The organism is Cryptosporangium sp. NPDC051539 (assembly GCF_044454545.1).
Classification (GTDB): Bacteria; Actinomycetota; Actinomycetes; order Mycobacteriales; family Cryptosporangiaceae; genus Cryptosporangium.
The window spans coordinates 480,735-504,461 of record NZ_JBITDV010000003.1 but is presented as its reverse complement, the minus strand read 5'-3'; the positions used below and the strand labels follow the sequence as shown (position 1 = coordinate 504,461).

At 69.5% G+C, this 23,727-nt stretch carries 18 protein-coding genes; 8 read left to right on the top strand and 10 right to left on the bottom strand.

Annotation, left to right across the window (positions count from 1 at the left end):
- Positions 1–7: 7 nt before the first annotated feature.
- On the bottom strand, positions 8–1,747 hold the full coding sequence (locus ACIBZJ_RS12580) for an MDR family MFS transporter (protein ID WP_395928657.1): 1,740 nt from the start codon (positions 1,745–1,747) through the stop codon (positions 8–10).
- Between the two features lie 199 nt (positions 1,748–1,946).
- On the opposite strand from ACIBZJ_RS12580, the gene ACIBZJ_RS12575 reads away from it, so the two are divergent.
- The 7 genes from ACIBZJ_RS12575 to ACIBZJ_RS12545 all read left to right on the top strand — a co-directional run bounded on the left by ACIBZJ_RS12575 (position 1,947) and on the right by ACIBZJ_RS12545 (position 12,203).
- The gene (locus tag ACIBZJ_RS12575; RefSeq protein ID WP_395928655.1) at positions 1,947–3,926 is read left to right on the top strand and encodes an MDR family MFS transporter; all 1,980 of its coding nucleotides are present in this window, start codon (positions 1,947–1,949) and stop codon (positions 3,924–3,926) included.
- A 178-nt stretch (positions 3,927–4,104) separates the two neighbouring features.
- Positions 4,105–5,208, top strand: a complete 1,104-nt coding sequence (locus ACIBZJ_RS12570) for a sugar ABC transporter substrate-binding protein (protein ID WP_395929107.1) — start codon at positions 4,105–4,107, stop codon at positions 5,206–5,208.
- Positions 5,209–5,289: 81 nt separating this feature from the next.
- A complete protein-coding gene (locus ACIBZJ_RS12565) occupies positions 5,290–6,072 on the top strand; it encodes an ATP-binding cassette domain-containing protein (RefSeq protein WP_395928653.1) in 783 nt (260 codons plus the stop codon).
- 10 nt (positions 6,073–6,082) lie between these two features.
- The gene (locus tag ACIBZJ_RS12560) at positions 6,083–7,531 is read left to right on the top strand and encodes a sugar ABC transporter permease (protein ID WP_395928651.1); all 1,449 of its coding nucleotides are present in this window, start codon (positions 6,083–6,085) and stop codon (positions 7,529–7,531) included.
- A gap of 7 nt (positions 7,532–7,538) precedes the next feature.
- A complete protein-coding gene (locus tag ACIBZJ_RS12555) occupies positions 7,539–8,744 on the top strand; it encodes an ROK family protein (protein ID WP_395928649.1) in 1,206 nt (401 codons plus the stop codon).
- A 209-nt stretch (positions 8,745–8,953) separates the two neighbouring features.
- Positions 8,954–9,346, top strand: coding sequence for an ATP-binding protein (locus tag ACIBZJ_RS12550; RefSeq protein ID WP_395928647.1), 393 nt, complete (start codon positions 8,954–8,956; stop codon positions 9,344–9,346).
- Positions 9,347–9,461: 115 nt separating this feature from the next.
- Positions 9,462–12,203: a response regulator gene (locus ACIBZJ_RS12545; RefSeq protein WP_395928645.1), complete on the top strand. Its 2,742-nt coding sequence runs from the start codon at positions 9,462–9,464 to the stop codon at positions 12,201–12,203.
- Positions 12,204–12,207: 4 nt separating this feature from the next.
- Here ACIBZJ_RS12545 and ACIBZJ_RS12540 read toward each other — a convergent pair whose 3' ends face one another.
- The 9 genes from ACIBZJ_RS12540 to ACIBZJ_RS12500 form a co-directional block, all read right to left on the bottom strand.
- Entirely contained in the window at positions 12,208–12,564 is a 357-nt protein-coding gene (locus tag ACIBZJ_RS12540) for a hypothetical protein (RefSeq protein WP_395928643.1), read from the bottom strand.
- A 16-nt stretch (positions 12,565–12,580) separates the two neighbouring features.
- Positions 12,581–13,213, bottom strand: a complete 633-nt coding sequence (locus tag ACIBZJ_RS12535) for a nitroreductase family protein (RefSeq protein ID WP_395928641.1) — start codon at positions 13,211–13,213, stop codon at positions 12,581–12,583.
- A gap of 4 nt (positions 13,214–13,217) precedes the next feature.
- Entirely contained in the window at positions 13,218–14,297 is a 1,080-nt protein-coding gene (gene galT, locus ACIBZJ_RS12530; protein WP_395928639.1) for a galactose-1-phosphate uridylyltransferase, read from the bottom strand.
- 79 nt (positions 14,298–14,376) lie between these two features.
- Complete coding sequence (locus tag ACIBZJ_RS12525; protein WP_395928637.1) at positions 14,377–15,198, bottom strand: DeoR/GlpR family DNA-binding transcription regulator; 822 nt, start codon at positions 15,196–15,198, stop codon at positions 14,377–14,379.
- A complete protein-coding gene (gene galK / locus ACIBZJ_RS12520; RefSeq protein WP_395928635.1) occupies positions 15,188–16,309 on the bottom strand; it encodes a galactokinase in 1,122 nt (373 codons plus the stop codon). Before galK ends, ACIBZJ_RS12525 begins: the two co-directional genes overlap by 11 nt.
- Before the next feature lie 14 nt (positions 16,310–16,323).
- A complete protein-coding gene (locus ACIBZJ_RS12515; protein WP_395928633.1) occupies positions 16,324–18,342 on the bottom strand; it encodes a beta-galactosidase in 2,019 nt (672 codons plus the stop codon).
- Positions 18,339–19,271 (bottom strand): carbohydrate ABC transporter permease, encoded by a 933-nt coding sequence (locus tag ACIBZJ_RS12510; RefSeq protein ID WP_395928631.1) that lies wholly within the window; start codon positions 19,269–19,271, stop codon positions 18,339–18,341. The genes ACIBZJ_RS12515 and ACIBZJ_RS12510 overlap by 4 nt, the downstream gene beginning before the upstream one ends.
- Positions 19,268–20,221, bottom strand: a complete 954-nt coding sequence (locus ACIBZJ_RS12505) for a carbohydrate ABC transporter permease (protein WP_395928628.1) — start codon at positions 20,219–20,221, stop codon at positions 19,268–19,270. Before ACIBZJ_RS12505 ends, ACIBZJ_RS12510 begins: the two co-directional genes overlap by 4 nt.
- Positions 20,222–20,230: 9 nt before the next feature.
- The gene (locus tag ACIBZJ_RS12500) at positions 20,231–21,547 is read right to left on the bottom strand and encodes an ABC transporter substrate-binding protein (RefSeq protein WP_395928626.1); all 1,317 of its coding nucleotides are present in this window, start codon (positions 21,545–21,547) and stop codon (positions 20,231–20,233) included.
- 376 nt (positions 21,548–21,923) lie between these two features.
- Between ACIBZJ_RS12500 and ACIBZJ_RS12495 the strand changes: the two genes are divergently transcribed.
- Positions 21,924–23,465, top strand: coding sequence for an AMP-binding protein (locus ACIBZJ_RS12495; protein ID WP_395928624.1), 1,542 nt, complete (start codon positions 21,924–21,926; stop codon positions 23,463–23,465).
- Positions 23,466–23,727 lie beyond the last annotated feature (262 nt).

The window sequence follows — 23,727 nt, the reverse complement described above, 5'->3', positions numbered from 1 at the left end:
CGCGGATTCACGCCAGGTCGTGCTCGGCTTTGCGTCGCGCACCGCGGCGGGTGGCCTCGTGCCGCCCGGCCTCGTGCCGTCCGGTGTGGTGCCGGCCCGGCCGAGGCTCGGCCCCGGCCGGGACGACCTCGCGGGTGTCCTCGGGGGTGTCCTCGTCGACGGGGACGACGGCGGCGCCGTCGACGGTCGCGAGGGCCGCACCGTTGTCGACGGCCCGGTCGATCGGATCACCGGCGGCCGCCGGTGCCGCCGGGTCGCCGATCGTCGAGCGGAGGGCGACCTCCCGGATGAAGAGCACCGCGACGAAGGCCAGCAGGGCGAACGGAGCCGCGGTCAGGAAGACGTCGCCGGAGCCGTGGCCGTAGGCGTCCATCACGACGGTCCGGACCGGCGCGGGAAGCGTGTCGAGGTCCGGCAGGTTTCCGCTGCTGCCCGACTGCGACGCCGGGATCCCGAGCTTCGCCAGGCCGTCGGCCAGGTAATCCGTGACCCGGTGCCCGAGCACCGCGCCCAGCGCCGAGACTCCGACCGCGCCACCCAGGCTGCGGAAGAACGCGACCGTCGACGACGACGTGCCCAGCTCGCTGGTCTTGACCGTGTTCTGCACCGCCAGCACCAGGTTCTGCATCGTCATACCGATGCCGATCCCGATCAGTGCCATGAAGATCGCGAGCCGCCAGTACGGCGTCTCGGAGCGCGCGGTACCCATCAGCGCGAAGCCCGCGGTGGTCAGGAACGCGCCGGCGACCAGGAACCGCTTCCACCGGCCGGTCGTGGTGATGATCCGCCCGGAGATCGTGGACGAGAGGAACAGCCCACCGATCATCGGCAGCGTCATCAGGCCGGACACCGTCGGCGACTCGCCCCGCGCGATCTGGAAGTACTGGCTCAGGAACACCGTCGCGCCGAACATCGCGACACCGACGAACAGCGACGCGACCGTGGCCAGCGCGACCGTGCGATTGCGGAACAGGCTCAGCGGGATGATCGGCTCGGCCGCCCGCGTCTCGGCCCAGAGGAACAGCGCGCCCAGGGCCAGCGCGCCCGGCACCATCACCGCGGTGGGCCACGACAGCCACTCGAACTGGTTGCCGCCGAGCGAGACCCAGACCAGCAGCAGCGACACCGCGGCCGTGATCAGCGTGGCGCCGACGTAGTCGATCTTGACCTTGCGCCTGAGCACCGGCAGGTGCAGCGTCCGCTGCAGGACGACCAGCGCGAGCGCGGCGATCGGGACGCCGACGTAGAAGCACCAGCGCCAGCCCAGCCAGGACGTGTCGACGATGACGCCACCGATCAGCGGTCCGCTGACGGTCGCGACCGCGAACACCGCACCGAGGTAGCCGGAGTACCGGCCGCGCTCGCGGGGCGAGATCATCGCGGCCATGATCACCTGCGTGAGCGCGGTGAGGCCGCCGACGCCGATGCCCTGGAACGTGCGGGCCGCGATCAGCTCGCCCATGTTCTGCGAGAGCCCGGCGACCGCCGAGCCGGTCACGTAGATGACGATCGCGATCTGGACCAGCATCTTCTTGCTGGTCAGGTCCGCGAGCTTGCCCCAGATCGGGGTGGTGGCGGTCGTGGCCAGCAGCGTGCTGGTGACCACCCAGGTGTAGGCCGACTCGCCGCCCTTGAGGTCGGCCAGGATCGTCGGCAGCGCGTTGGACACGATCGTGGACGACAGGATCGCCACGAACATGCCGAGCAGGAGACCGGTCAGGGCCTCCAGGATCTGACGGTGCGACATCGGCTCCGCGGTCGGTGGCGCCCCAACGGCGGGTCTCGCCTCGGTAGCAGTCGTCATTCCGGTGTTCTCCCCAGTCGCTGGCGGCCCAGCGTCATGTCCTTGTCTGACGCAACTGTATCTCGGCAGTTGCTTGATGCAACTTTATAAGTTGTGACGCGCCCGACGTATTCCGTACCGACAAGACGGGTATATCGGGCGTATGACCCGGGCGCAGATGAACCTTGTGTTCACCACGATCCTGCTCGGGATGTTGCTCGCCGCGCTCGACCAGACGATCGTCTCGTCGGCGCTGCCGACGATCGTGGCCGACCTCGGCGGCGCCGGGCACATGGCCTGGGTAGTCACCGCCTACATGCTCACCGAGGCGGTCTCGGCGGTGCTGGTCGGCAAGTTCGGCGACCTGTTCGGCCGGAAAGTGGTCTTCCAGCTCTCGGCGATCCTGTTCGTCGCCGGATCGGCGGTGGCCGGCGTCGCGGGCAGCATGACGCTGCTGATCGTCGGCCGGGGGATCCAGGGCATCGGCGGCGGTGGCCTGATGGTGACCGCGCAGGCCCTGATCGCCGACGTGATCCCGCTCCGGGAGCGCGGGCGCTACCAGGGCGCGCTGGGGGCAGTGTTCGGCCTGACCACGGTGCTCGGCCCCACGCTCGGCGGACTCTTCACCGACCACCTGTCCTGGCGGTGGTGCTTCTACGTCAACGTGCCGGTCGCGATCGTGATGGTGGTGATGGCGGCGCGGACGATCCCGTCCGTCGTGCAGAAGACGAAGCCGCTGATCGACTACCTCGGCATCGTGCTGGTGACGCTCGGCGTGGTCTCGCTGATCCTCGCGCTCGAATGGGGCGGTGACGAGTACGCCTGGACGTCGGCGGTCATCCTCGGCATGTTCGGTTGCTCGGCCGGGTTCTTCGCGTTGTTCGTGCTGGCCGAACGGCGGGCGGCCGAGCCGATGCTGCCGTTGCGGCTGTTCGCCAACCCGGTTTTCGGCGTGTGCTCGCTGCTGAGCTTCGTGGTGGGTTTCGCGATGCTCGGGGCCATGACGTTCCTGCCCTCGTACCTGCAGTACGTCGACGGGGTGTCCGCCACCGGTAGCGGGTATCGGACGCTGCCGCTGATGGCCGGGCTGCTCGTCATGTCGATGTTCAGCGGGTCGGTCATCTCCCGGACCGGGTCGTACAAGGCGTTCCCGATCGTCGGGACCGCGGTGATGGCGTTCGGTCTCCACCTGATGTCGACGATGGGCCCGGAGACCGGCGTCGCGCTCGAGTCGCTGTACATGTTCGTGCTGGGTGCGGGCCTCGGGCTGGCGATGCAGGTGCTCACGATCGCGGTCCAGAACACCGTCGCCTACTCCGACCTCGGCACCGCCACGGCGGGCGTCACGTTCTTCCGGACGGTCGGCAGCGCGGTCGGTACGGCGGTGTTCGGGACGCTGTACTCGAACCAGCTGTCGTCGGAGCTGTCGTCGGCGTTCTCGGCGGAGCCCTCGGTGGCGGCCGGGGCCGTCACCGACCCGTCGGCGCTGCACGCGTTGCCGGGTGCCGAGTCGGCGCCGTTCATCGCCGCCTACGCGTCCGCGATCAACCACGTGTTCCAGTGGGTCGTGCCGATCGCCGCGCTCGGGTTCGTCGTCTCGCTGTTCCTCAAGCAGGTGCCGCTGCGCGACACCGCGCGGGCCGGCGCCACCGACGTCGGCGAGGGCTTCGGCACACCCGACACCGCGGACGCCGACCGGCAGCTCGAGCGCACGGTCGCGCAGCTGATCCGGCGGCGCGCGCCGGCCGTGGCGTCCGCCGTGCTGGCCGGATCGGGGACGTCGCTCTCGTCGGGTCAGGCCTGGGTGGTCGGTCAGGTCCAGCTCCGCGGACGCCGGGGCAGCGCGCCCACGCTGGACGAGATCGCGGTCGCGCACCGGGTGCCGCCGGACGTCCTCGCACCGGTGTTCCTGCAAGCCGTCGAGGACGGGCACGTCCGGGCCGAGGGGGACGGGCTGGCGCTGACCGACCGCGGCAACGAGGCGTTCGGGCAGATCACGGCCGCGTGGCGGCACTGGCTCGGCGGCCAGCTGGAGGACTGGGACACCACCGACCCGGTCGACCGCGCCCGCCTCGACCGTGCCATCGACGCCCTGGCCGACCGCCTCCTGAACGAGGAGGCGAGCCTCTCGGAACGGCGCTGAGAGCGCCCTGGCCGTTACCGGCGCGCCGCGTGCGCGTCACGGCCAGGCATCTGGGCTGGTAACGAGTCCGCAACAACGCTATGCGTAGCGCCCGCGCCCTCGATATGTTCCCGCCCACAACAATCATCGTGTGTCCGCTACGGACACCGGTCCCTTCAACGGGGAAGGCGGGAAGACCATGCGCATGCGTGCGCTCGGGATGGTCGCCCTTACTGCCGTTACGGCACTGACCCTTGCCGCGTGTGGCAGCTCCGACTCGTCGGACGACACCGCAAGCTCGGGCTCGTCGTCGTCGGCGACCAAGGGCAAGGTCGGCGTGATCCTGCCGGACACGCAGTCGTCCGCCCGGTGGGAGAGCTTCGACAAGCCGCTGCTCACCAAGGCGTTCAAGGAAGCCGGCGTGGACGCCGACATCCAGAACGCGCTGGGCGACAAGAGCAAGTTCGTCTCGATCGCCGACGGCATGATCCAGGAGGGCGTGTCGGTTCTGGCGATCGTCAACCTGGACTCCGCCACCGGCGCGCAGGTCGAGTCGAAGGCGAAGCAGGCCGGCGTCAAGACGATCGACTACGACCGGCTGACGCTCGGCGGCCAGGCCGACTACTACGTGTCGTTCGACAACGTGAAGGTCGGCGAGCTGCAGGGCCAGGGCCTGGTCGACGGCCTCACCGCCGCCAAGAAGACCAACCCCACGGTCATCGAGCTCAACGGCTCGCCGACGGACAACAACGCCACGCTGTTCAAGCAGGGCTACGACTCCGTCCTGGACCCGAAGTACAAGTCGGGCTGGAAGAAGACCGGCGACCAGAGCGTCCCGGACTGGGACAACGCGAAGGCCGTCACGATCTTCGAGCAGCTGCTCACCGCGGCCGGCGGCAAGGTTGACGGCGTTCTCGCCGCCAACGACGGCCTCGGCAACTCGGCGATCACCGTGCTGAAGAAGAACGGTCTGAAGGTGCCGGTCACCGGCCAGGACGCGACCGTCGGCGGTCTGCAGAACATCCTGTCGGGCGACCAGTACATGACCGTCTACAAGCCGATCGCCGACGAGGCCAACGGCCTGGTCAAGCTCGCGGTCGCGCTGCTCAAGGGCGAGAAGGCGGAGACCACCGGCACGGTCAAGGACACCCAGGGCAACCGGGAGGTTCCGTCGCTGCTGCTCGCACCGAAGGCCATCACCAAGGACACGGTCAAGGACGTCGTCGCTGACGGCTTCGTGACCAAGGCCGACCTCTGCAAGGACAAGTACGCGGCGCTCTGCACCGCGGCCGGCATCTCCTGACGCAGTTTTTCCCGCGCCGGTGGACGGCCCGCTCCGGCGGCCGTCCACCGGCGTTCCGCTTAGTCCGTTTGGGAGCACGGAATGGCTGACAAGCCTCTCCTGGAACTGCGCAAGATCAACAAGAGCTTCGGCCCGGTCCAGGTACTGCACGACATCGACTTCTCGGTCTACCCCGGTGAGGTCACCGCACTGGTCGGCGACAACGGCGCCGGCAAGTCGACGATGATCAAATGCATCGCCGGCATCCACCACACCGACTCGGGTGAGTTCCTCTTCGACGGCCAGCCCGTCTCGCTGAACAGCCCCCGGGACGCGGCCGCGCTGGGCATCGAGATCGTGTATCAGGACCTCGCGCTCGCCGACAATCTCGACATCGTCGAGAACATGTTTCTCGGACGCGAGGCCAAGAACAAACTCCGCTGGCTCGACGAGGGCGAGATGGAGCGCAAGGCCCGCGAGACGCTCGCCAGCCTCTCGGTGCGCACCGTGAAGTCGGTCCGCCAGCCGGTCAGCAGCCTCTCCGGTGGCCAGCGCCAGACGGTCGCGATCGCGAAGGCCGTGCTCTGGAACTCCCGGATCGTCATCCTCGACGAGCCGACCGCCGCGCTGGGCGTCGCCCAGACCCGGCAGGTGCTCGACCTGGTCCGCCGCCTGGCCGACCGCGGGCTCGGCGTCGTCCTGATCTCGCACAACATGAACGACGTGATCGAGGTCGCCGACCGGATCGACGCTCTCTACCTCGGCCGGATCGCCGCCGAGGTGCGGGCCAAGGACAGCAGCGTGGCCCAGGTCGTGGAGCTGATCACCACCGGCCGCTCGGGTGACCTCGGGCTCTCCCGCGCCACCGCGGACGCGAACCTCTGAGGGACTGAAGATGACATCTGACAAGGGATACAGCGTCGCGACCGACGACGCCGCGCTGGGCACGACCTCCGAGGCCGATGCGGCCGCGTTCGCGTCCGACGCCGGACCGAAGAACCTGGTCGACGCGTTCAAGCGCTACGTCCAGAAGGTGCGCGGCGGTGAGGGCGGCGCACTACCGGCCGTCCTCGGCGCCGTGGTGCTGGTCATCATCTTCGCCAACGCCAGCGACTTCTTCCTGAGCAAGGGCAACTTCGCGAACCTGCTCCAGCAGGCCGCGCAGATCTCCGTTCTCGGCATGGGCATGGTCTTCGTCCTCCTGATCGGGGAGATCGACCTGTCCGCCGGTACCGCGGGCGGCGTGTGCGCGGCGGGCATGGCGCTCGCGCTGAACAACGGCGGCGACCTGCAGAAGTCGCTCGGCACCGGGGTGTTCGTCGTCCTGATGCTGGTCATGGCCGTCACGGTCGTGCTGGCCGCGCTGTCCAAGCTCTGGATCCCGGCCGCGATCATCGCGGTCGGCATCCTGATCGCGGTCACGCAGCTGGGCTCCAACCAGCTGCTCGCGATGTTCCTGTCGGTGGCGGTCGGTACCGCGATCGGCACCCTGATCGGGTTCCTGGTCGCCCGGATCGGCATCCCGTCGTTCATCGTGACGCTGGCGCTGTTCCTGGCCTGGCAGGGCGCGCTGCTGAAGTTCATCGGCACCGGTGCGGCGATCCCGACGCGCGAGTTCAACGTGATCGACAAGATCGACAACGGCTACATGCCGGTCGTCGTCGCCTGGGTACTGTGGGCGGTCGCGATCCTGGCCTACGCGGGGACGAGCCTGTACAAGTCGTTCACGCGCCGGCGCGAGAGCCTGTCGGCCGAGCCGCTCGACCTGGTGCTCGTCCGGACCGGGGCGATCGCGCTGGTCACCGGCATCGCGGTCTACGTGCTCAACCAGGACCGCTCGCGGACGGTGTTCGCGAAGATCCAGGGTGTGCCGTGGGCGGTGCTGGTCGTCGCGGTGGTGTTCGTGTTCTGGACGCTGGTCCTCACCCGCACCCAGTACGGGCGGTTCCTGTACGCGGTCGGTGGCAACCGCGAGGCGGCCAAGCGAGCCGGTGTCGACACCAAGCGCATCCGGATGTCGGCATTCATCATCTGCTCGGGCATGGCGGGACTGGCCGGCATCATCGGCACCTCGTACCTCGGAGGCGTCCCGTCCGACTTCGGCAAGAACACCGACGTCCTGTACGCCGTGGGTGCCGCCGTCATCGGCGGAACCTCACTGTTCGGCGGGCGCGGCAAGGTTCGTGACGCGATCATCGGCGCGATCGTGATCGCGATGATCCCCAACGGCCTGAACCTGATCAAGAACATCAGCTCGGCGTACGTCTTCCTCGTCACCGGGCTGGTGCTGCTGGTCGCCGCCGGCGCCGACGCGCTTTCCCGCAGGGCTCCCGCGGAAGACTGACCCTCCGGTGCCGCGTTCCACGGTCGTGCGCCCGGAGGAGATCCGGCGACACAACCTCAGCCAGGTCCTCCATCAGATCCACGTGCACGGTGCGATGAGCCGGGCGGAGCTCACCGCTTCGCTCGGGCTCAACCGCAGCACGATCGGCGATCTGGTGGCGGACCTGGTGCGTCGCGGCATGGTCGACGAGCACGTTCCGGCCGCCGGTGTCGACCGGGCCGGGGGCGACAAGGCCGGGCGCCCGTCGCACATGGTCGCCCCCCGCCGGGACGGCCCGTACGTGCTCGCCGTCGAGGTCGAGGTCGAGCGGATGGTCTCCGCGGCGGTCGGCCTCGGCGGCCGGATCCACGTACGACGGGAGACTCCGTTAGCCTCCCCGTCGTCGCCGTCCGGTGCGCTCACCCAGATCGCGCGGGACGCGCGGTGGCTCGCCGCCCGCATGCCGGTGGACGCCCGGCTGGTCGGCGTCGGAGTGTCGGTGCCGGGCACGGTGAGACGCACGGACGGGATGGTCGTGCACGCGCCGAACCTCGGCTGGCGCAACGTGCCGTTCGGGGCGCGGCTGCGGCGGCGGCTGGGCGACAGCGTCTCGGTGCGGATCGGCAACAACGCGAACCTCGGCGCGCTGGCCGAACACCAGCGCGGTGCCGCCCGCCAACTGCGGGACGTCGTCTACGTGACCGGGGGCGTCGGCGTCGGCGGCGGGGTGATCGTGGACGGAGCCGAGGTCCTCGGTGCCGGGGGGTACGCGGGGGAGATCGGGCACATCATGCTCGATCCGAACGGCCCGCCGTGTCACTGCGGCAGCAACGGCTGCGTCGAGACGTCCCTCGGGGAGCACGCGATGCTGCGGGCGGCCGGGCACACCGGCCCGCCCGGGTCGGCCGCGGTGGCCGCGGTGCTGGCGTCCGCGGCCGAGGGGTGCGAACCGGCCGCCGCCGCGGTCGCGGCGCAGGGCGTGGTGCTCGCACGGCTGCTCGGGATCCTCGTCAACGTGTTCAACCCCGAGGCGATCATCGTCGGGGACACGATGGAGCAGATCCTGCGGATCGAGCGGACGGCGGTCGAGGCCGAGATCGGACGCCGCTCCAAGGCGGAGTCGCGCGCCGCGCTGCTGCTCCTCACCCCCGGCCTGGGCCGCGATTCCGCTCTCATCGGCGCCAGCGAGCTGGCGTTCCAGCACGTGGTGGCCGGCATCGCGACCGGCGACTGACACCCGAGGCGGTCCGAGCGCCGCTCGGACCGCGATCCCGGTGCTCGTCCGGTCGAAGGGCTACGGTCGCCGCGCTCGAGGGTGCGGGCCTGATCGACGAGGTCGCTGCCGTGTCCTGACGGCAACTGGATCGTTTCGCTTCCACGGGAGCGCGGTACCCATGGGAGAGATGAGGAGGGGTCGTGCGAACGATGGAGGTGGTCCGTCCGATGACTGTCACGTGTGATCCGGCCGTCCAGCTCGACGGAGCCCACGATCCGACCCCCGCGGCCACCGCGGAGATCCGTCGTGCGGTGAGGGCCCTGCTCGCCCAGTGGAAGATCGTGGGCACGGCCGCCGAAGACGTCCTGCTCGTGGTGCACGAACTCGTCGCGAACGTCGTCGACCACGCGAAGACCCCGTTCCGGCTCGCGATCAGGCGACGCGGGTCGTTCGTCCAGGTGTCGGTGCAGGACGAGAGCCGGCGGCCGATCGTCGTCCGGCCGCTCGACCCGGAGTCGACCCGCGGGCGCGGCCTGCCGATGATCGACGCGATCGCGGCCCGCTGGGGCTGCCGGCAGGGCTCCGGCGGCAAGACCGTGTGGGCGGCCATACCGGTCTAGAAACTCTTCAGCGCGTCGGTTCCTCGCCGATGATCCCGTCGGGTGCAGTACGGGAGCAGAGGAAGTGGGAGCGCTGGCGGGCACGGAGGGGCCACCGCCCGGACCACGGAACCCCGTGTTCCGGGCCCGCCTCACCGTGGGCCGGTTGCTGGCCATCGGGTATCTGCTGGCCCTCGTCGGGCTGGTCGTGATCGGGCTCAGCGCCTATCTCCGGATCGGGATCATGCTCGCCGACCGGGCCCCGGTCGACCATTCGTACGACGTCCTGTACCGGATCGAGACCGTGCGCGAGCGGTTCCTGGACGCCGAGCGCGGCCAGCGGGGCTACGTCATCACCGGCAAGGCCAGCTACCTCTACCCGTACCAGGTCGCGATCGATCGGGTCGGCGGCGACCTCGCCGGGCTGCGCGCCGCGACCGAGGACAACCCGCGCCAGCGGGCCCTGCTCGACGGCCTGGATCCGCCGGCCCAGGTCAAGCTCGCGGTGATGGCCGAGACCGTGTCGCTGCGCGAGTCCAGCGGATTCGCCGCGGCGCAGAACTTCACGCTGACCGGCCAGGGATCGGCCGCGATGATCCAGATCGCCGGCGGCCTGGACGAGATGCGGACCGAGGAGCTACGCCTGCTCGACCAGCGTCAGGCCGCCAGCAAGGCCAGCGCGCTGCACACCAGGACGCTGATCGTCTGGGGCTCGATCGCCGTGGTACTCGTCGTCGGCCTCGGGGCGTGGTGGCTGACCCGGCGGATCACCCGGCCGATAAAGGAGGTCACCGCGGCCGCGAACCGCATCACGGCCGGTGATCTGACCCACTCGGCGTCGGTCTCCGGGCCGGTCGAACTCGAGCGGATGGGCCACGCGGTCAACACGTCGATCGAGGTCATCTCGACCGCGCGCGACAGCGCGGTGGCGGCGGCCGCGGCCAAGTCGGCGTTCCTCGCGACGATGAGCCACGAGATCCGGACGCCGATGAACGCGGTGATCGGCATGACCGGGCTGCTGATGGACACCGAGCTCGACGCCGACCAGCGGGAGTTCGTGAAGACCGTCCGCGACTCGGGCGAGGCGCTGCTCGGCATCATCAACGACATCCTCGACTTCTCCAAGATCGAGTCCGGCGAGCTCGAGCTCGACGACGAGTCGTTCGACCTGCGCGAGTGCATGGACAGTGCGCTCGCGCTGGTGGCTCTGGACGCCGAGCGCAAAGGCCTCGAACTCGTCGGCAGCTTGGCCGCGGGCACCCCGGCGATGCTGCGCGGTGACGTCACCCGGCTGCGCCAGATCATGGTGAACCTGCTCTCCAACGCGGTGAAGTTCACCGCGGTCGGCGAGGTCGTGCTGACCGTCCGGGGGCGCCGGCTCGATCCGGAGCCCGACGGGCCGGTCGAGCTGTCGGCCGAGGTCCGCGACACCGGGCCCGGTATTCCGGCCGACCGGATGGACCGGGTCTTCCGCTCGTTCGCGCAGGTCGACTCGTCGACGACCCGTGTGTACGGCGGCACCGGCCTCGGCCTGGCGATCAGCCGCCGGCTGGCGAACGCGATGGGTGGCGACATCGCGGTGCAGAGCGAGGTCGGGGTCGGGTCGACGTTCACGCTCACGGCTCGCCTGCGGGGCTGCGCCGAGAGCGAGCTCCGGGCGCCCGCGTCGGTGGCTCTGGCCGGGGCGCGGGCGCTGATCGTCGACGACAACGCGACCAACCGCCGGGTCCTGAGCCTCCAGCTCGACGGGTGGGGCATGGAGTGCCTCGTCGCCCGTTCGGGCGCCGAGGCACTCGACCTCGCCCGGGCCGAGGACACGCTCGACATCGCGATCCTCGACATGCACATGCCCGAGATGGACGGCGCCCAGCTCGCCGCCCGGCTACGGGCGATGCCGCAGACCGCGGACCTCCCGATGATCCTGCTGACCAGCGTCGCCTGGCGTCCGGGGCCGGACCAGCAGCGGCTGTTCGACGCGATCCTCACCAAGCCCGCCCGGGGCGGCGCCCTGCAGTCGGCCGTCGCCCGCATGGTGGCGCGCATGCAACCGGTACCGGAGGAGATCGCATCCGGGCTGCCCGGACCGGCCGTCGCCCCGCTCCGGATCCTGCTCGCCGAGGACAACCCGGTGAACCAGAAAGTCGCCCAGCTGATGCTGGCCAAGCAGGGCCACCGGGTCGACACCGCCGCCGACGGCGCCGAGGCCGTCGCCGCCGTCCACCGCGCTCCCTACGACGTGGTGCTGATGGACGTCCAGATGCCGAACATGGACGGTCTGGAGGCCACCAGGCGCATCCGGGCCGAGCTCCCGCCGGATCGGCAGCCGCACATCATCGCGATGACCGCGAGCGTCCTCGTGGAGGACAAGGCCGCCTGCCGGGCCGCCGGCATGGACAGCTACCTGCCCAAACCGGTGCGGGCCGACGACCTCCGCGCAGCCCTGGACGCGGTCGCTCCCGCCCCGTCCGACGACGATCCCGCGGTGGACGACCAGGAGGCGGGCATCCGGCGGCGATTCGCGGACATCGCCGGGCCGGGGCCGACCGACGACGAGAAGGAATTGCTGGCCGAGCTCGTCGGCTCGTTCGTCCGTAACGCCCCGGAGACCCTCGCCGCGCTGGGCGACGCCGTGCACGCGGGAAACGCGGTGGCCGTGGCCGAGAAAGCCCACAAGCTCAAGGGGTCGGCCGCCAACATCGGCGCGATGGCGCTGGCCGACGTGTGCGAGAGCTTCGAGGAGATGGCCCGCCTGGGCGCGCTGCGCGCGTCGACCGAGCACGACCCCGAGCTGGCCCGGGCGGCGGCCGAACTCGACCTGGCCCAGCGGGTGCTCACCGATCTGGTCGCCGAGTTGTCCTCGGCGTCCGAGCCGTCCTGACCGGTCAGAACGCGAACGCGGCTTCCGGGGTGTGCTGGCGGAAGACCAGGGCCCACGCACCGCCCTCCCAGGTGTACATCGACGTGATGTGAGCCCGGTAGCCGGGCAGCCAGGAGCCGTCGGCGACCACCCGGTAGTGCACCAGCACGTTGCCGTCGACGAGCAGGAGACGGGGCTCGGACAGCTCGTAGGTGAGCGGCTCGTGCTGCTGCCACCGAGCGATCAGGTCGTCGCGCTCGACGACCCCGCTGGGCAGTACCACGTACCCGTCGGACGTCATGTGACGTGCGTAGAACCCGGCGGCCCGACCCTCGCTCAGCTCCTCCCAGAAGTGCTGTTCGAGCTTCCAAGCCTGATCCATGGTGCGAGTCTAAGCCTCACCAGGAGTCGATGTGGAGAACCTCGTCGAGGGGCTGGCGGGAGGCCGGTTTGAAGGTGTCGCCGGTGTAGTAGGCGGTCGGGATCAGCGCTGCCTGGGCGAAGCCGCCCGGTATCCCCAGCAGGTCGGAGATCGCCCGTTCGTGACGCAGGTGCAGCGTCGTCCAGGCCGTGCCCAGGCCGCGAGCGCGGGCGGCGAGCATGTAGCTCCACACCGCGGGCAGGATCGAGCCCCACAGCCCGGCCTGGTTGCCCGCGCTCAGCGACCCGGCCCGGATGCACGGGATCAGCAGCACGGGCACCTCGGCCAGGTGGTCGGCCAGGTGCTGGCCCGAATCTCCGATCCGCTGCTGCACGGCCGATCGAGCCGGGTCGTCCGCGTACAGCTCGCCGGCCGAGCGCCCGGACGCGATGTAGCGCTCCCACGAATCGGAGTAGAAGTCCGCGACGGCCTTCCGCTTGGCCGCGTCGGTGACCACGACCCAGTGCCAGTCCTGCCGATTCGATCCGGACGGCGCCTGCAACGCGATCTCCAGGCACTCGCGTACCAGTGAGAGGGGCACCGGCCGGGTCAGGTCCAGACGCTTGCGGACACTGCGGGTCGTGGTCAGGAGCTCATCCGGCGTCAGCATGGGCTCAATTCTCGCCCCGCAGCGCGGCGGCCGCCCGCTCGGGGGCGATGTCGTTGATCCAGACCGCGGCACCGGACTCCGACCCCGCGAGGTACTTGAGTTTCCCGGGCGCACGCCGGATCGAGAACACCTGCAGCGCGAGGTGCCAGAGATCCCGGTCGAACCGCACCGGCGCCTGCTGCCAGCCCGCGATGTAAGGCGCCGGCCCGTCGAACAGCGCGTCGAACCGCCGCAGCACGGCCGGGTACAGCTCGGCCAGTTCGGCCAGTTCGGCCTCGTCGAGCGCGGGCAGGTCGGGCACGTGCCGGTGCGGCACGATCAGCACTTCGTAGGGCCAGCGGGCCGCGAACGGCACGTACGCGGTGAAGTGCGAGCCCTTCTCGACGATCCGGACGCCGTCGGCCTGCTCGGACTGCAGCAACGCGCACTGCAGGCACTCCCCGGTCGCCTCGTGGTGCTCGCGCAGCGACTGCCGGGTCCGCTCCATCCGCGGCGGGACGAACGGGTACGCGTAGATCTGACCGTGCGGATGCGAGAGCGTGACGCCGATCTCCTCGCCCCGGTTTTCGAAGCAGAACACGTACTCGACGCCGTTGATGCGTCCGAGCTCGACGGTCCGGTTGATCAGCGCGTCGAGGACGGTCCGGACGCGTTCCGCGGGCAACGAGGCGAACGACCCGGCGTGGTCGCTGGTGAAACAGACGACCTCGCACCGTCCGTTGCCCGGCTCGACGTGCGACAGCCCGTGCAGCGACGACTCCACCGGGGTCGACGTCGACAGCGACGGGAACCGGTTCTCGAACACGACGACGTCGTAGTCGTGCGCCGGGATCTCGGTGCGGTGGTCTTCGTCGCGGGTGGGGTCGAGCGGGCACTGGTCCGCGGGCGGCAGGAACGTCCGGGACTGACGGTGCCCGGCGATGACGACCCATTCGCCGGCCAGCGAGTCCCAGCGCCGCTCGGACACGCTCAGCACGTGCGGCAGGCCGCGTTCGTCCACGGCCGAACGGTCCTTGCCGGGCAGGTCGTCGAAGTAGAACAGCTCCCGTCCGTCGCTGAGGTGGATCTGCTGCCGGGCGGTCATGAGCCGATCTCCGAAGTGAGCATCGTAGGGAGCCCTGGCGACCGAGGAGCGGAGCGGAGGACGTCGGCGGGCAATGGAGTCATGTGCGGTCTCCGACAGAAGGCGCAGAGGGAATACCGGTGTCGGCGGCGTCCACGACGATGAGTTCGCCTACGGCCTCGGCCAGGATGTCGTGCGCGGCCGGTGGCAGGCCGTTGTCGGTGATCAGAACGTCCGCCGTGGACAGCGGGCCGAAGTCCGCGAGCCCGACGATGCCCCACTTGGTGGAGTCGGCGAGCACGACGACCTCCTTCGCGCTGTTGATCAGCGCCCGGTTCGTCTGCGCCTCGGCGAGATTCGGTGTCGTCAGCCCGGCGGCGGCGTCCATGCCGTGCATACCGATGAACAGCTGATCGACGTGGAGCGACGCGATCGACTGGTCGGCGACCGGCCCCACCAGCGCGGCGCTGGGCGTCCGTACCCCGCCGGTGAGTATCACGGTGAACCCGGCCCGGGGCGCCTGGGCCTCGAGGATGTCGGCCACCGTCGTCGAGTTCGTCACCACGGTGAGTTCGGGGATCGCGGTGATGTGCCGGGCCAGCGTCCACGTCGTGGTGCCGGCCGACAGCGCGATCGCGGTGCCCGGCGTGATCAGCTCCGCGGCGCGCGCCGCGATCGCCTCCTTCGCGGGTTGCTGCAGCGCGCTCTTCGCCGCGAACCCGGGCTCGTCGGTGCGGCGGGACGTCGCCAGCACCGCGCCGCCGTGCACCTTGTGCAGGACGCCGGCCCTGGCCAGCACCTCCAGGTCACGTCGGACCGTCATGTCGGAAACACCGAGGAGCTCGGTGAGGTCACTGACCCGCACCCCGCCGCCGTGGCGGATCTCCTCGACGATGCGGGCCTGCCGCTGGCTAGCCAGCATCGGGGCCGTCCAGTGCGTGCGCACCGGCCGCCGGGGACGTGACGAACGCGCGCGGGGCGGTGAACCCACGGGCCGCGGCCGCGTTCGCCGCGGCCTGCGTCGCGGCCGGGACGGCGTCGGCGTCGAGAAGGGCGATCACGCAGCCGCCGAACCCGCCGCCGGTCATCCGGGCGCCGTAGGCGCCCGCCGAGAGCAGTGACTCGACCAGCACGTCGACCTCGGGAACCGTGATCTCGAAGTCGTCGCGCATCGACGCGTGCGAGGCCGTCAGCAGCGGACCGATCTCGCGGACGCGACCGGATTCGAGCAGCGCGACGACATCGTTGACCCGGGCGTTCTCGGTGACGATGTGCCTCGCCCGCTTGACCAGCTCCTCGCCCTCGGAGTCTCTCGCGAGCTTCTCGAGTGCCTCGTCGAGGCCGGACAGCGACACGTCCCGCAGCGCCCGCACACCGAGCACGTGCGCGGCCCGCTCGCACGAGCGCCGCCGGGCCGCGTACTCGCCGTCCGCGTGCTGGTGCGGGGCTCTGGAGTCCACCACGAGCAGCGCGAGCTCATCGGCGTCCAGATCGAACCGGACGGGACGCACCTCGAGCGAGCGCATGTCGCAGAACAGCACCGAGCCGGCCTCGCCGAGCATGGAGATCAGCTGGTCCATCCCGCCGGTCGGCGCGCCGACGAAGCCGTTCTCGGCCTTGCGGGCCACCGCGACCAGTTCGCGCGGTGACAGGCCCAGCTCCAGCAGGTCGTTCGCGGCCCCGGCGACCGAGCAGGTCAGCGCGGCGGACGAGGACAGGCCCGCGCCCAGCGGCACGTCGGAATCGACGGTCACGGTCAGACCGGGCAGGTCGGGTCCGAGTGCCCAGAGCACGCCGGCGGGGTAAGCGGCCCAGCCGGTCATCCGCTCCGGCTGCAGGGCCGGGATGCGGATCTCGACCGGGTCGGACTCCTGCGCGGAGACGAACCGCAGCAGGCCGTCCGGACCCGGGGAGACCGTCGCTCTGCAGCCGTACTCGATGGCCAGCGGCAGCACGAAGCCGTCGTTGTAGTCGGTGTGCTCGCCGATCAGGTTCACCCGACCCGGCGCCAGCCAACTGGCTGCTTCGCGCATACCCATCGTCCCTCCTAGGCTCGGATGACGGCGACGTCGCCGGGGCCGACCTGGTCGTCCTCCGCCCATTCCGCACCCGTGAGCAGGTTGTGCCCACGAACCGGCAGGGCTACCGCCGCGTCACCGTTGTTCACCGCGAACACGTAACGAGCGTCGGTGCCGACCCGCTCCACCACATCCAAGCCGACCGGCCACTCGTCGATCGGCAGAACCGGCCGGACTCCGGCCGTCCGTAGCAGACGCCCGACGACCGCCGGGTGGCTGACCGCGTCGAGCCGGGTGCCCAGGTACCAGGCCTCGCCGTCACCGACCGCGTTGCGGGTGAGGACCGGCCGGCCCGCGAGCGGCCCCTCGCCGTAGGTGGCGAGCGTCTCCGCGGTGGTCGCGGTCGCCGCCTCGGTCCAGAGGGTTCCGGTCGCGGTCGCGTCCAGACCGTCGATCCGGACGCTCTGCCCTTCGAGCAGCGGCGCGAACTCTTCCACGCGGACGCCGAGCAGATCGCGGAATGCGCCCGGGTAGCCACCCAGCCGGACGTGGTCGTTGTGGTCCACGATCCCGGAGAAGTAGGTGACCAGCGCGGTGCCGCCGGCTTCGACGAACTCGGTCAGGTTGGGGCCCGCCTCGCCGCCGGTGAGGTACAGCGTCGGCACGATGACCAGCCGGTACGCCGACAGGTCGTGGTCGGGGTGGACGAAGTCGCACGACACCCCGCGTTCCCAGAGCGCGCGGTGGAACCGGCGCAGCTCACCCAGGCCGGTGACGTCGGCGGTGGGGTGCGAGTCGAGCTCGATCGCCCACCAGGACTCCCAGTCGACGGTGATCGCCACCTCGGCCCGCACCGTGGAGCCGGCGACCTCCCGAAGGTTCTCCAGATCGGTGCCGAGCTGCGTGACGTCGTGCCACAGCCGGCTGTCGGTGCCCGCGTGGGGGACCAGGGCGGAGTGGAACTTCTCCGCGCCGGCCTTGGACTGGCGCCACTGGAAGAACAGCGCGCCGTCGGCGCCGCGGGCGGTGTGGGTGAGGCTGTCCCGGCGCATCTGGCCGGGGAGTTTGGCCGGGTTGCGGTGCTGCCAGTTGACCGCTGAGCTCGAGTGCTCCATCAGCAGCCAGGGCTGGCCGCCCGCCAGCGACCGGACGAGGTCGCCGGACATCGCGAGGTCGTGCGTCGCGCCGCCTTCGCCCAGACCCTCGACGATGCGGTAGTGGTCGTTGCTGATCAGGTCCTGCTCGGCCGCCCAGGCCCAGTAGTCCAGCGGCTTGAAGAACGTCATGAAGTTGGTCGTGACGGGAAGATCCGACACCTCGCGGAGGATCTCCGCCTCGGCGCGGAAGCAGTCCAGCAGCTCGTCGGAGGAGAACCGCCAGAAGTCCAGTTGCTGGGTCGGGTTGGCGAACGAGTTGTACGCCGGGGTCCGGGGCGGGATGACCTCGGCCCAGTCGTAGTAGCGCTGGCTCCAGAACGCGGTGCCCCAGGCCTCGTTGAGCGTGGCGATGTTCTCGTAGCGGTCGCGCAGCCAGGTGCGGAAGGCCTCGGCCGAGGTGTCGCAGTAGCAGTGCCAGTTGTGGCAGCCGTACTCGTTGTGGACGTGCCACATGCTCACCGCGGGATGGCCGGTGTAGCGCTCGCCGATCGTGCGGGTCAGCCGCGCGGCCGCGGTCCGGTAGTCCGGCGACGACGGGCAGAACGCCTGCCGGGCCCCGTACCAGCGACGCCGGCCGTCGACGTCCACCGGGAGCGAGTCCGGGTAGCGCCGGGAGAACCACGGCGGCGGGGTGGCCGACGCGTTGGCCAGGTCGACCGCGATCCCGTTGTCGTGCAGCAGGTCGAGGACCCGGTCGAGCCAGCCGAAGTCGTACTCCTTTTCGGCCGGTTCGAGCAGGGCCCAGGAGAAGATGCCCACCGAGACCAGGTTGACCTTGGCCTCTTTCATCAGTGCGACGTCCTCGAGCCAGACCGACTCCGGCCACTGCTCGGGGTTGTAGTCGCCGCCGAAGGCCAGACGGCCGCCGAGGCGTTCGGTGACTGCCCTCATCCCTTGCTACCGCCGAGCGTGAGACCGGCGACGAACTGACGCTGCAGCGCGACGTAGATGGCCAGTACCGGGATCGCGGTCATGATGGCGCCGGCCGCGATCAGGTTGTCGTTCTGCGCGTACTGCCCGAACAGGTTGTTGATACCGGTCGTGATCGGCAGCCGGTCGCCGGACTGGATGAACAGCAACGCCCAGAAGAAGTCGTTGTAGATCCAGATGACTTCCAGCGTTCCGAGCGCGGCCAGGGCCGGGCGGCACAGCGGAAGGATGATCTTCCAGTACTGCGTCCACACGCCGGCACCGTCGACCATCGCGGCCTCGGTGAGCTCGCCCGGCAGCGCCTTCATGTAGTTGGACAGCACGAACGTGCAGAACCCGACCTGGAACGCGATGTTGGCCGCGATCACGCCGTAGTACGTGTTGAGCAGCGAGCCGGAGTCACTGACCGAGTACGGCAGTTCGAAGTGCTTGTACAGCTGGAACAGCGGCGCTGCGAGGATCTGCTGGGGGAGCAGGTTGCCTGCGGTGAACAGGATGAGCAGCGTGACGTTGAACTTCCACTTGAAGCGCGACACCGCGAACGCCACCATCGACGCCATCACGAGCGTCAGGATGACGGCCGGAATGGTGATGATCGCGGAGTTGACGAAGTACTTGGAAAAGCCACCCTGGTTCCAGGCGTTTGTGTAGTTGTCGAAGTTGAACGACCCACCGAAGCTCAGGTACCCGTACTGCTGGGTGTCTTTTTCTGGCCTTAATGACGTGTAGATCGCCCAGACCAGAGGCACCAGCCAGACCAGCGCCGTGACCGTCAGGAACGAGTAGCTGAAGATCCGGCCGCCGCGGCTGAGCTTCGGCCCGCCCTCGGCGGTCTTGGCCGGTGCCAGCGGCGCGGTGGTCTCACCACCGGTCTCGGTGAGGACCGTCATGACTTCTCCTCGCTCCGGAAGGTCTGCCAGAGGTACGTGACGATCGGAACCAGCGAGATCACCAGCAGCACGGTCGCGATGGCCGCGCCGACGCCGATCTGGGTCCCTTCACCGACCAGGTTCTGGACGACGAGCGCCGACAGGAGCTCGAGGCCATTGGTCCCGCGGTTGATCACGTAGACGATGTCGAACGCGCGGAGCGCCTCGATGACCGTGATGACGACGACCACGATGTTGATCGGGCGCATCGCCGGGAACACGACCCGGAAGAACGTCTGCACCGCGTTCGCGCCGTCGATCGCCGCGGCTTCACGCAACGACGGGTCGACGCCCTTCAGGCCGGCCAGGTACAGGACCATGATGTAGCCGACGTGCTTCCAGGACGCCGCGACCAGCGCCGCCCAGAGGTTGATGTTGGAGTCGCCGAACCAGTCGATCTGGTCCTTGGTGCCCGCCGTGCCGAGCACGCTGTTCAGCAGACCGGCGTCCGGGCTGTAGATCAGGTGCCAGATGATGCCGACCAGGGCCAGCGAGAGCATCACCGGGATGAAGAAGATGCTCTGGTAGATCCGCGAGCCCTTGAGGTTCTGGTCGAGCAGCACCGCGATGAACAGGCCGGCCGGGGTGGCGATGACCGCCAGGAAGACCAGCCAGATGATGTTGTGCTCGACGGCCGGCCAGAACGGCGGGTAGTCGCTGGTGATGAACTTGTAGTTGTCGAGCCCGGCGAAGTGGGTGCCGCCCGGCTGGTCGATGTCCGTGCGCGCGTCGGTGAACCCGAGCAGTACCGAGAACAGCGCCGGCCCCCAGACCAGCAGCAGCTCGATCAGCGTGGGGATACCGACCATGATCCCGAGGACGATCTTGTCCGTGCCGGTCAGGCGGCGGAGTTTGCCTCGGCGGTGGGCCGGCTTGCTGTGCGTGGCCACTGTGGCCTGGGGGGTCGTCATCGTCTCGGGTCAGCTGCCGTAGATCTGCTTGGCCTGGGCCTCGAGGTTCTTCGTCACCGCGGCGACGTCGCCATCCTTGATGAACTGCTGGAAGGCGGGGAGCGCGGCGTTGTTCGCGAACGCGGGCTCGGCGTCCCGGTCGAGGAACTGCGAAATGTTCTTCGCGGATCCGATGACCTCGGCGGCCTTCTTCTGCAGCGCGTTGTACTTGGCGGTGCTGGCGTCCTTGGCGGCCGCGACGTCGTTGGTGTCGGTGGCCAGGTAGACGTCCTCGGCCTTGCCGGTGGCCAGGTACTCCATCAGCTTCCGGGCGCTCTTGTTCTGGCCGCCCTTCTTGCTCATCATGAAGCCGTCGATCGGGGCCTCGATCGCGTCCGCACCGACCGCGGAGTCGATCTCCGGGAACGTGAAGAAGTCGATGTCGGTGTCGCCGGTCGGCCACTGCTGGCCGACGAACGAGCCGAGCAGGTACATGCCGGACGTCTTCTTGACGATCGTCTGGGCGGCTTCCTGCCAGGTACGGCCCAGGGAGTCGGCCGACTGGTACGGGAAGATCTCTTTCCAGGCCGAGAAGACCTTCTGGACCTTCGCGTCCGCCCAGCTCTCCTTGTGCGCCATCAGGTCGACGTGGAACTGGTAGCCGTTGATGCGCATGTTCAGGTAGTCGAACGTGCCGAACGCCGGCCAGCCGTCCTTGTCGGCGAACGCGATCGGGTTCAGGCCGTCCGTCTTCATCTTCTTGGCCAGGGTGATGAACTCGTCCCAGGTCTTCGGGGCCGTGTAGCCCTTCTCTTTCCACACGCTCGGGCGGTAGAACCAGCCCCAGGGGTAGTTGTAGATCGGGATGAAGTACTTCTTGCCGTCGTCACCGGTGGACGCGGTCTTGAACGCGTCGGAGAAGTTGCTGCCGACCTTGTCCCAGACGTCGTCGATGTCGGCGACCAGGCCCTGCTTCGCGTACGACTTCATGCGGTAGCCGGCGAACCACGTGAAGACGTCGTCCGGGCTGCCCTTGAGGTAGTTGTTGATGTTGTTCTGGAAGTCGTTGTGGGCGACCGTGTTGATCTTGACGGTGAGGTTCTCCGCCGTCTTGGCCGAAGCCATCAGGTCCGCGTACGCCTTCTTCGGGACCTCGTCGGATCCGTTCGAGCCGAACGTGACCGTGCCGGTGCCGCTACTGCCGGAATCGCTGTCGCTGGAGCCGGTGCAGGCGGCCAGGAGCGGAGCGGCCGCGAACACACCGGCTCCGAGGCCGGCGGCGCGGAGCACCGTCCGGCGGCTCATGCCGCTGTTGCTCAGCAGTGAGTCAAGCGAAGGGGTGGGCATCAGTGCGCCTCCTTGCTGTGTGGATCACGACCGGATCCAACATTAGTGCGCACACTTCACCAGAACCGATCGGGCATTGCAACGGGCCGCGGTAACAGTTACGCAACACGTCGTTGCTGACAGTAAACCCGCGGTGACCAGCCGATTGCATCGAGGGTGAACTGCCTCACTGGAACGCGCAATGTCTGTAATGCCCGTTGTCGTTTTTTGGGTGATAGCTGGGGTGGTCGCGGTGGTGTGCGCGTGCGTGCGCGTGTGCGCTTGTGGGAGCCAGCGTGGTGCGGCTCGGGTGCAATCCGGGGGCAGTTCCGGGTGCGGCACGGTTGCAGCCGGATAACCTTTCTGCACCTGAACGACCTGCGGCGGAGGTGGCCGGATGTTCTATCCCCTCAACGTGAAGGATTTTCTCGATCGGGCGGAGACGGTCTATCCCGATCGCATCGGCGTGACCGATGAGCCTTCGCAGCCGGCTCCGTCGCTGGGAGCGGTCTCGTACGGCCGGCTGGCCGCGGCGGCGCGGCACCAGGCGGCGTGGCTGGACTCGCTGGGCGTCCCGGTCGGTGGCCGGGTGGCGATGGTGTCGCACAACGCGGCGCGGATGCTGACGTCGTTCTTCGGCGTGTCGGGCTGGGGGCGGATCTTCGTCCCGATCAACTTCCGGCTGAGCGCGTCGGAAATCGAATACATCGTCGAGCACTGCGCGGCGGACGTGTTGCTGGTGGACCCGGAGTTGTCGGGGTTGCTGTCCTCGGTCTCGGCCAAGCACACGTACGTGCTCGGCGAGTCCTCCGACGAGGAGATCTTCGGGTCGTTCTCGTCGTCCTCCGCCGCTCCGGCCGCGTGGAGCGGTGACGAGGCCGCCACCTGCACGTTGAACTACACGTCCGGGACGACCGCCCGCCCGAAGGGCGTCCAGCTGACGCACCGGGCCAACTGGCTGAACGCGACGGTGTTCGCGCTGCACGCCGGCGTGTCCGATCGGGACGTCTACCTGCACACGCTGCCGATGTTCCACGCCAACGGGTGGGGCATGCCGTACGCGATGACCGGGCTCGGCGTCCACCAGGTGGTGCTGCGGAAGGTGGACGGAGCCGAGATCCTGCGGCGGGTCGCGTCCCACGGGGTGACGATCATGTGCGCCGCCCCGGCCGTACTGAACGCCGTCCTGTCGGCTCTGGACGACTGGGAGGGCGAGGTCCCCGGGCGCGACCGGGTGCGGGTCATCCTGGCCGGAGCGCCGCCGCCGACCCGGACGATCGAGCGGATCCGGTCGGACCTCGGGTGGGAGTTCATCCAGATCTACGGCCTCACCGAGACCGCGCCGATCTTGACCGTGAACCGCATGCGGGCCGAGTGGGACGCGGAGCCGCCGTCGGAGCAGGCCCGGTTGCTGGGGCGCGCCGGTGCACCGGCGTTGGGCGTCCGGATCGGAGTGGATCCGTCCGGCGAGGTCCTGGCCCAGTCCAACCACAATTTGGACGCGTACTGGGAGAACCCCGACGCGACGGCGGAGGCGCAGGCCGGGAACTGGTTCCACACCGGAGACGGCGGCGCGTTCGAGGACGGCTATCTCGCGATCACCGATCGGAAGAAGGACGTGATCATCTCGGGCGGCGAGAACGTGTCGTCGATCGAGGTGGAAGACGCGTTGAATTCGTTCGAGGCCGTGCGCGAAGTGGCCGTGATCGGGATTCCGGACGAGAAGTGGGGTGAGCTCGTCACGGCCCTGATCGTCACCGACGGCTCGGACGTGACGGCGGAGGAAGTCATCGCGTTCTGCCGGACGCGGTTGGCGGGGTACAAGTGCCCGAAGCGCGTGGAGTTCGTGGACGCTTTGCCTCGGACGGCGACCGGGAAGCTGCAGAAGTTCAAGCTGCGGGCGCCGTACTGGGAGGGACACACCCGCCAGGTGCACTGAGCCGTCGCGGCGCGCGCCGTTTCCGGGGGTCGCCGGAAGCGGCGCGCGCTGTTTCCGGGGGGCCGCCGGAAGCGGCGGACGCTATTTCCGGCGCATCCCCGGAACGGGCGGGGCGCGGCGGTGGGGTCCTGGGGTGGGGGTGCCGGGGCCGGTGTGCGGGGCGGGGTCCTGGGGCGGGGGTGCCGGGGCAGGGGTGCGCGGCGCTGGTGGGCGGGGGGCTGCGTGCACGCCGCCGGGTGAGCGGCCCCCGGTGGCGGGGGCC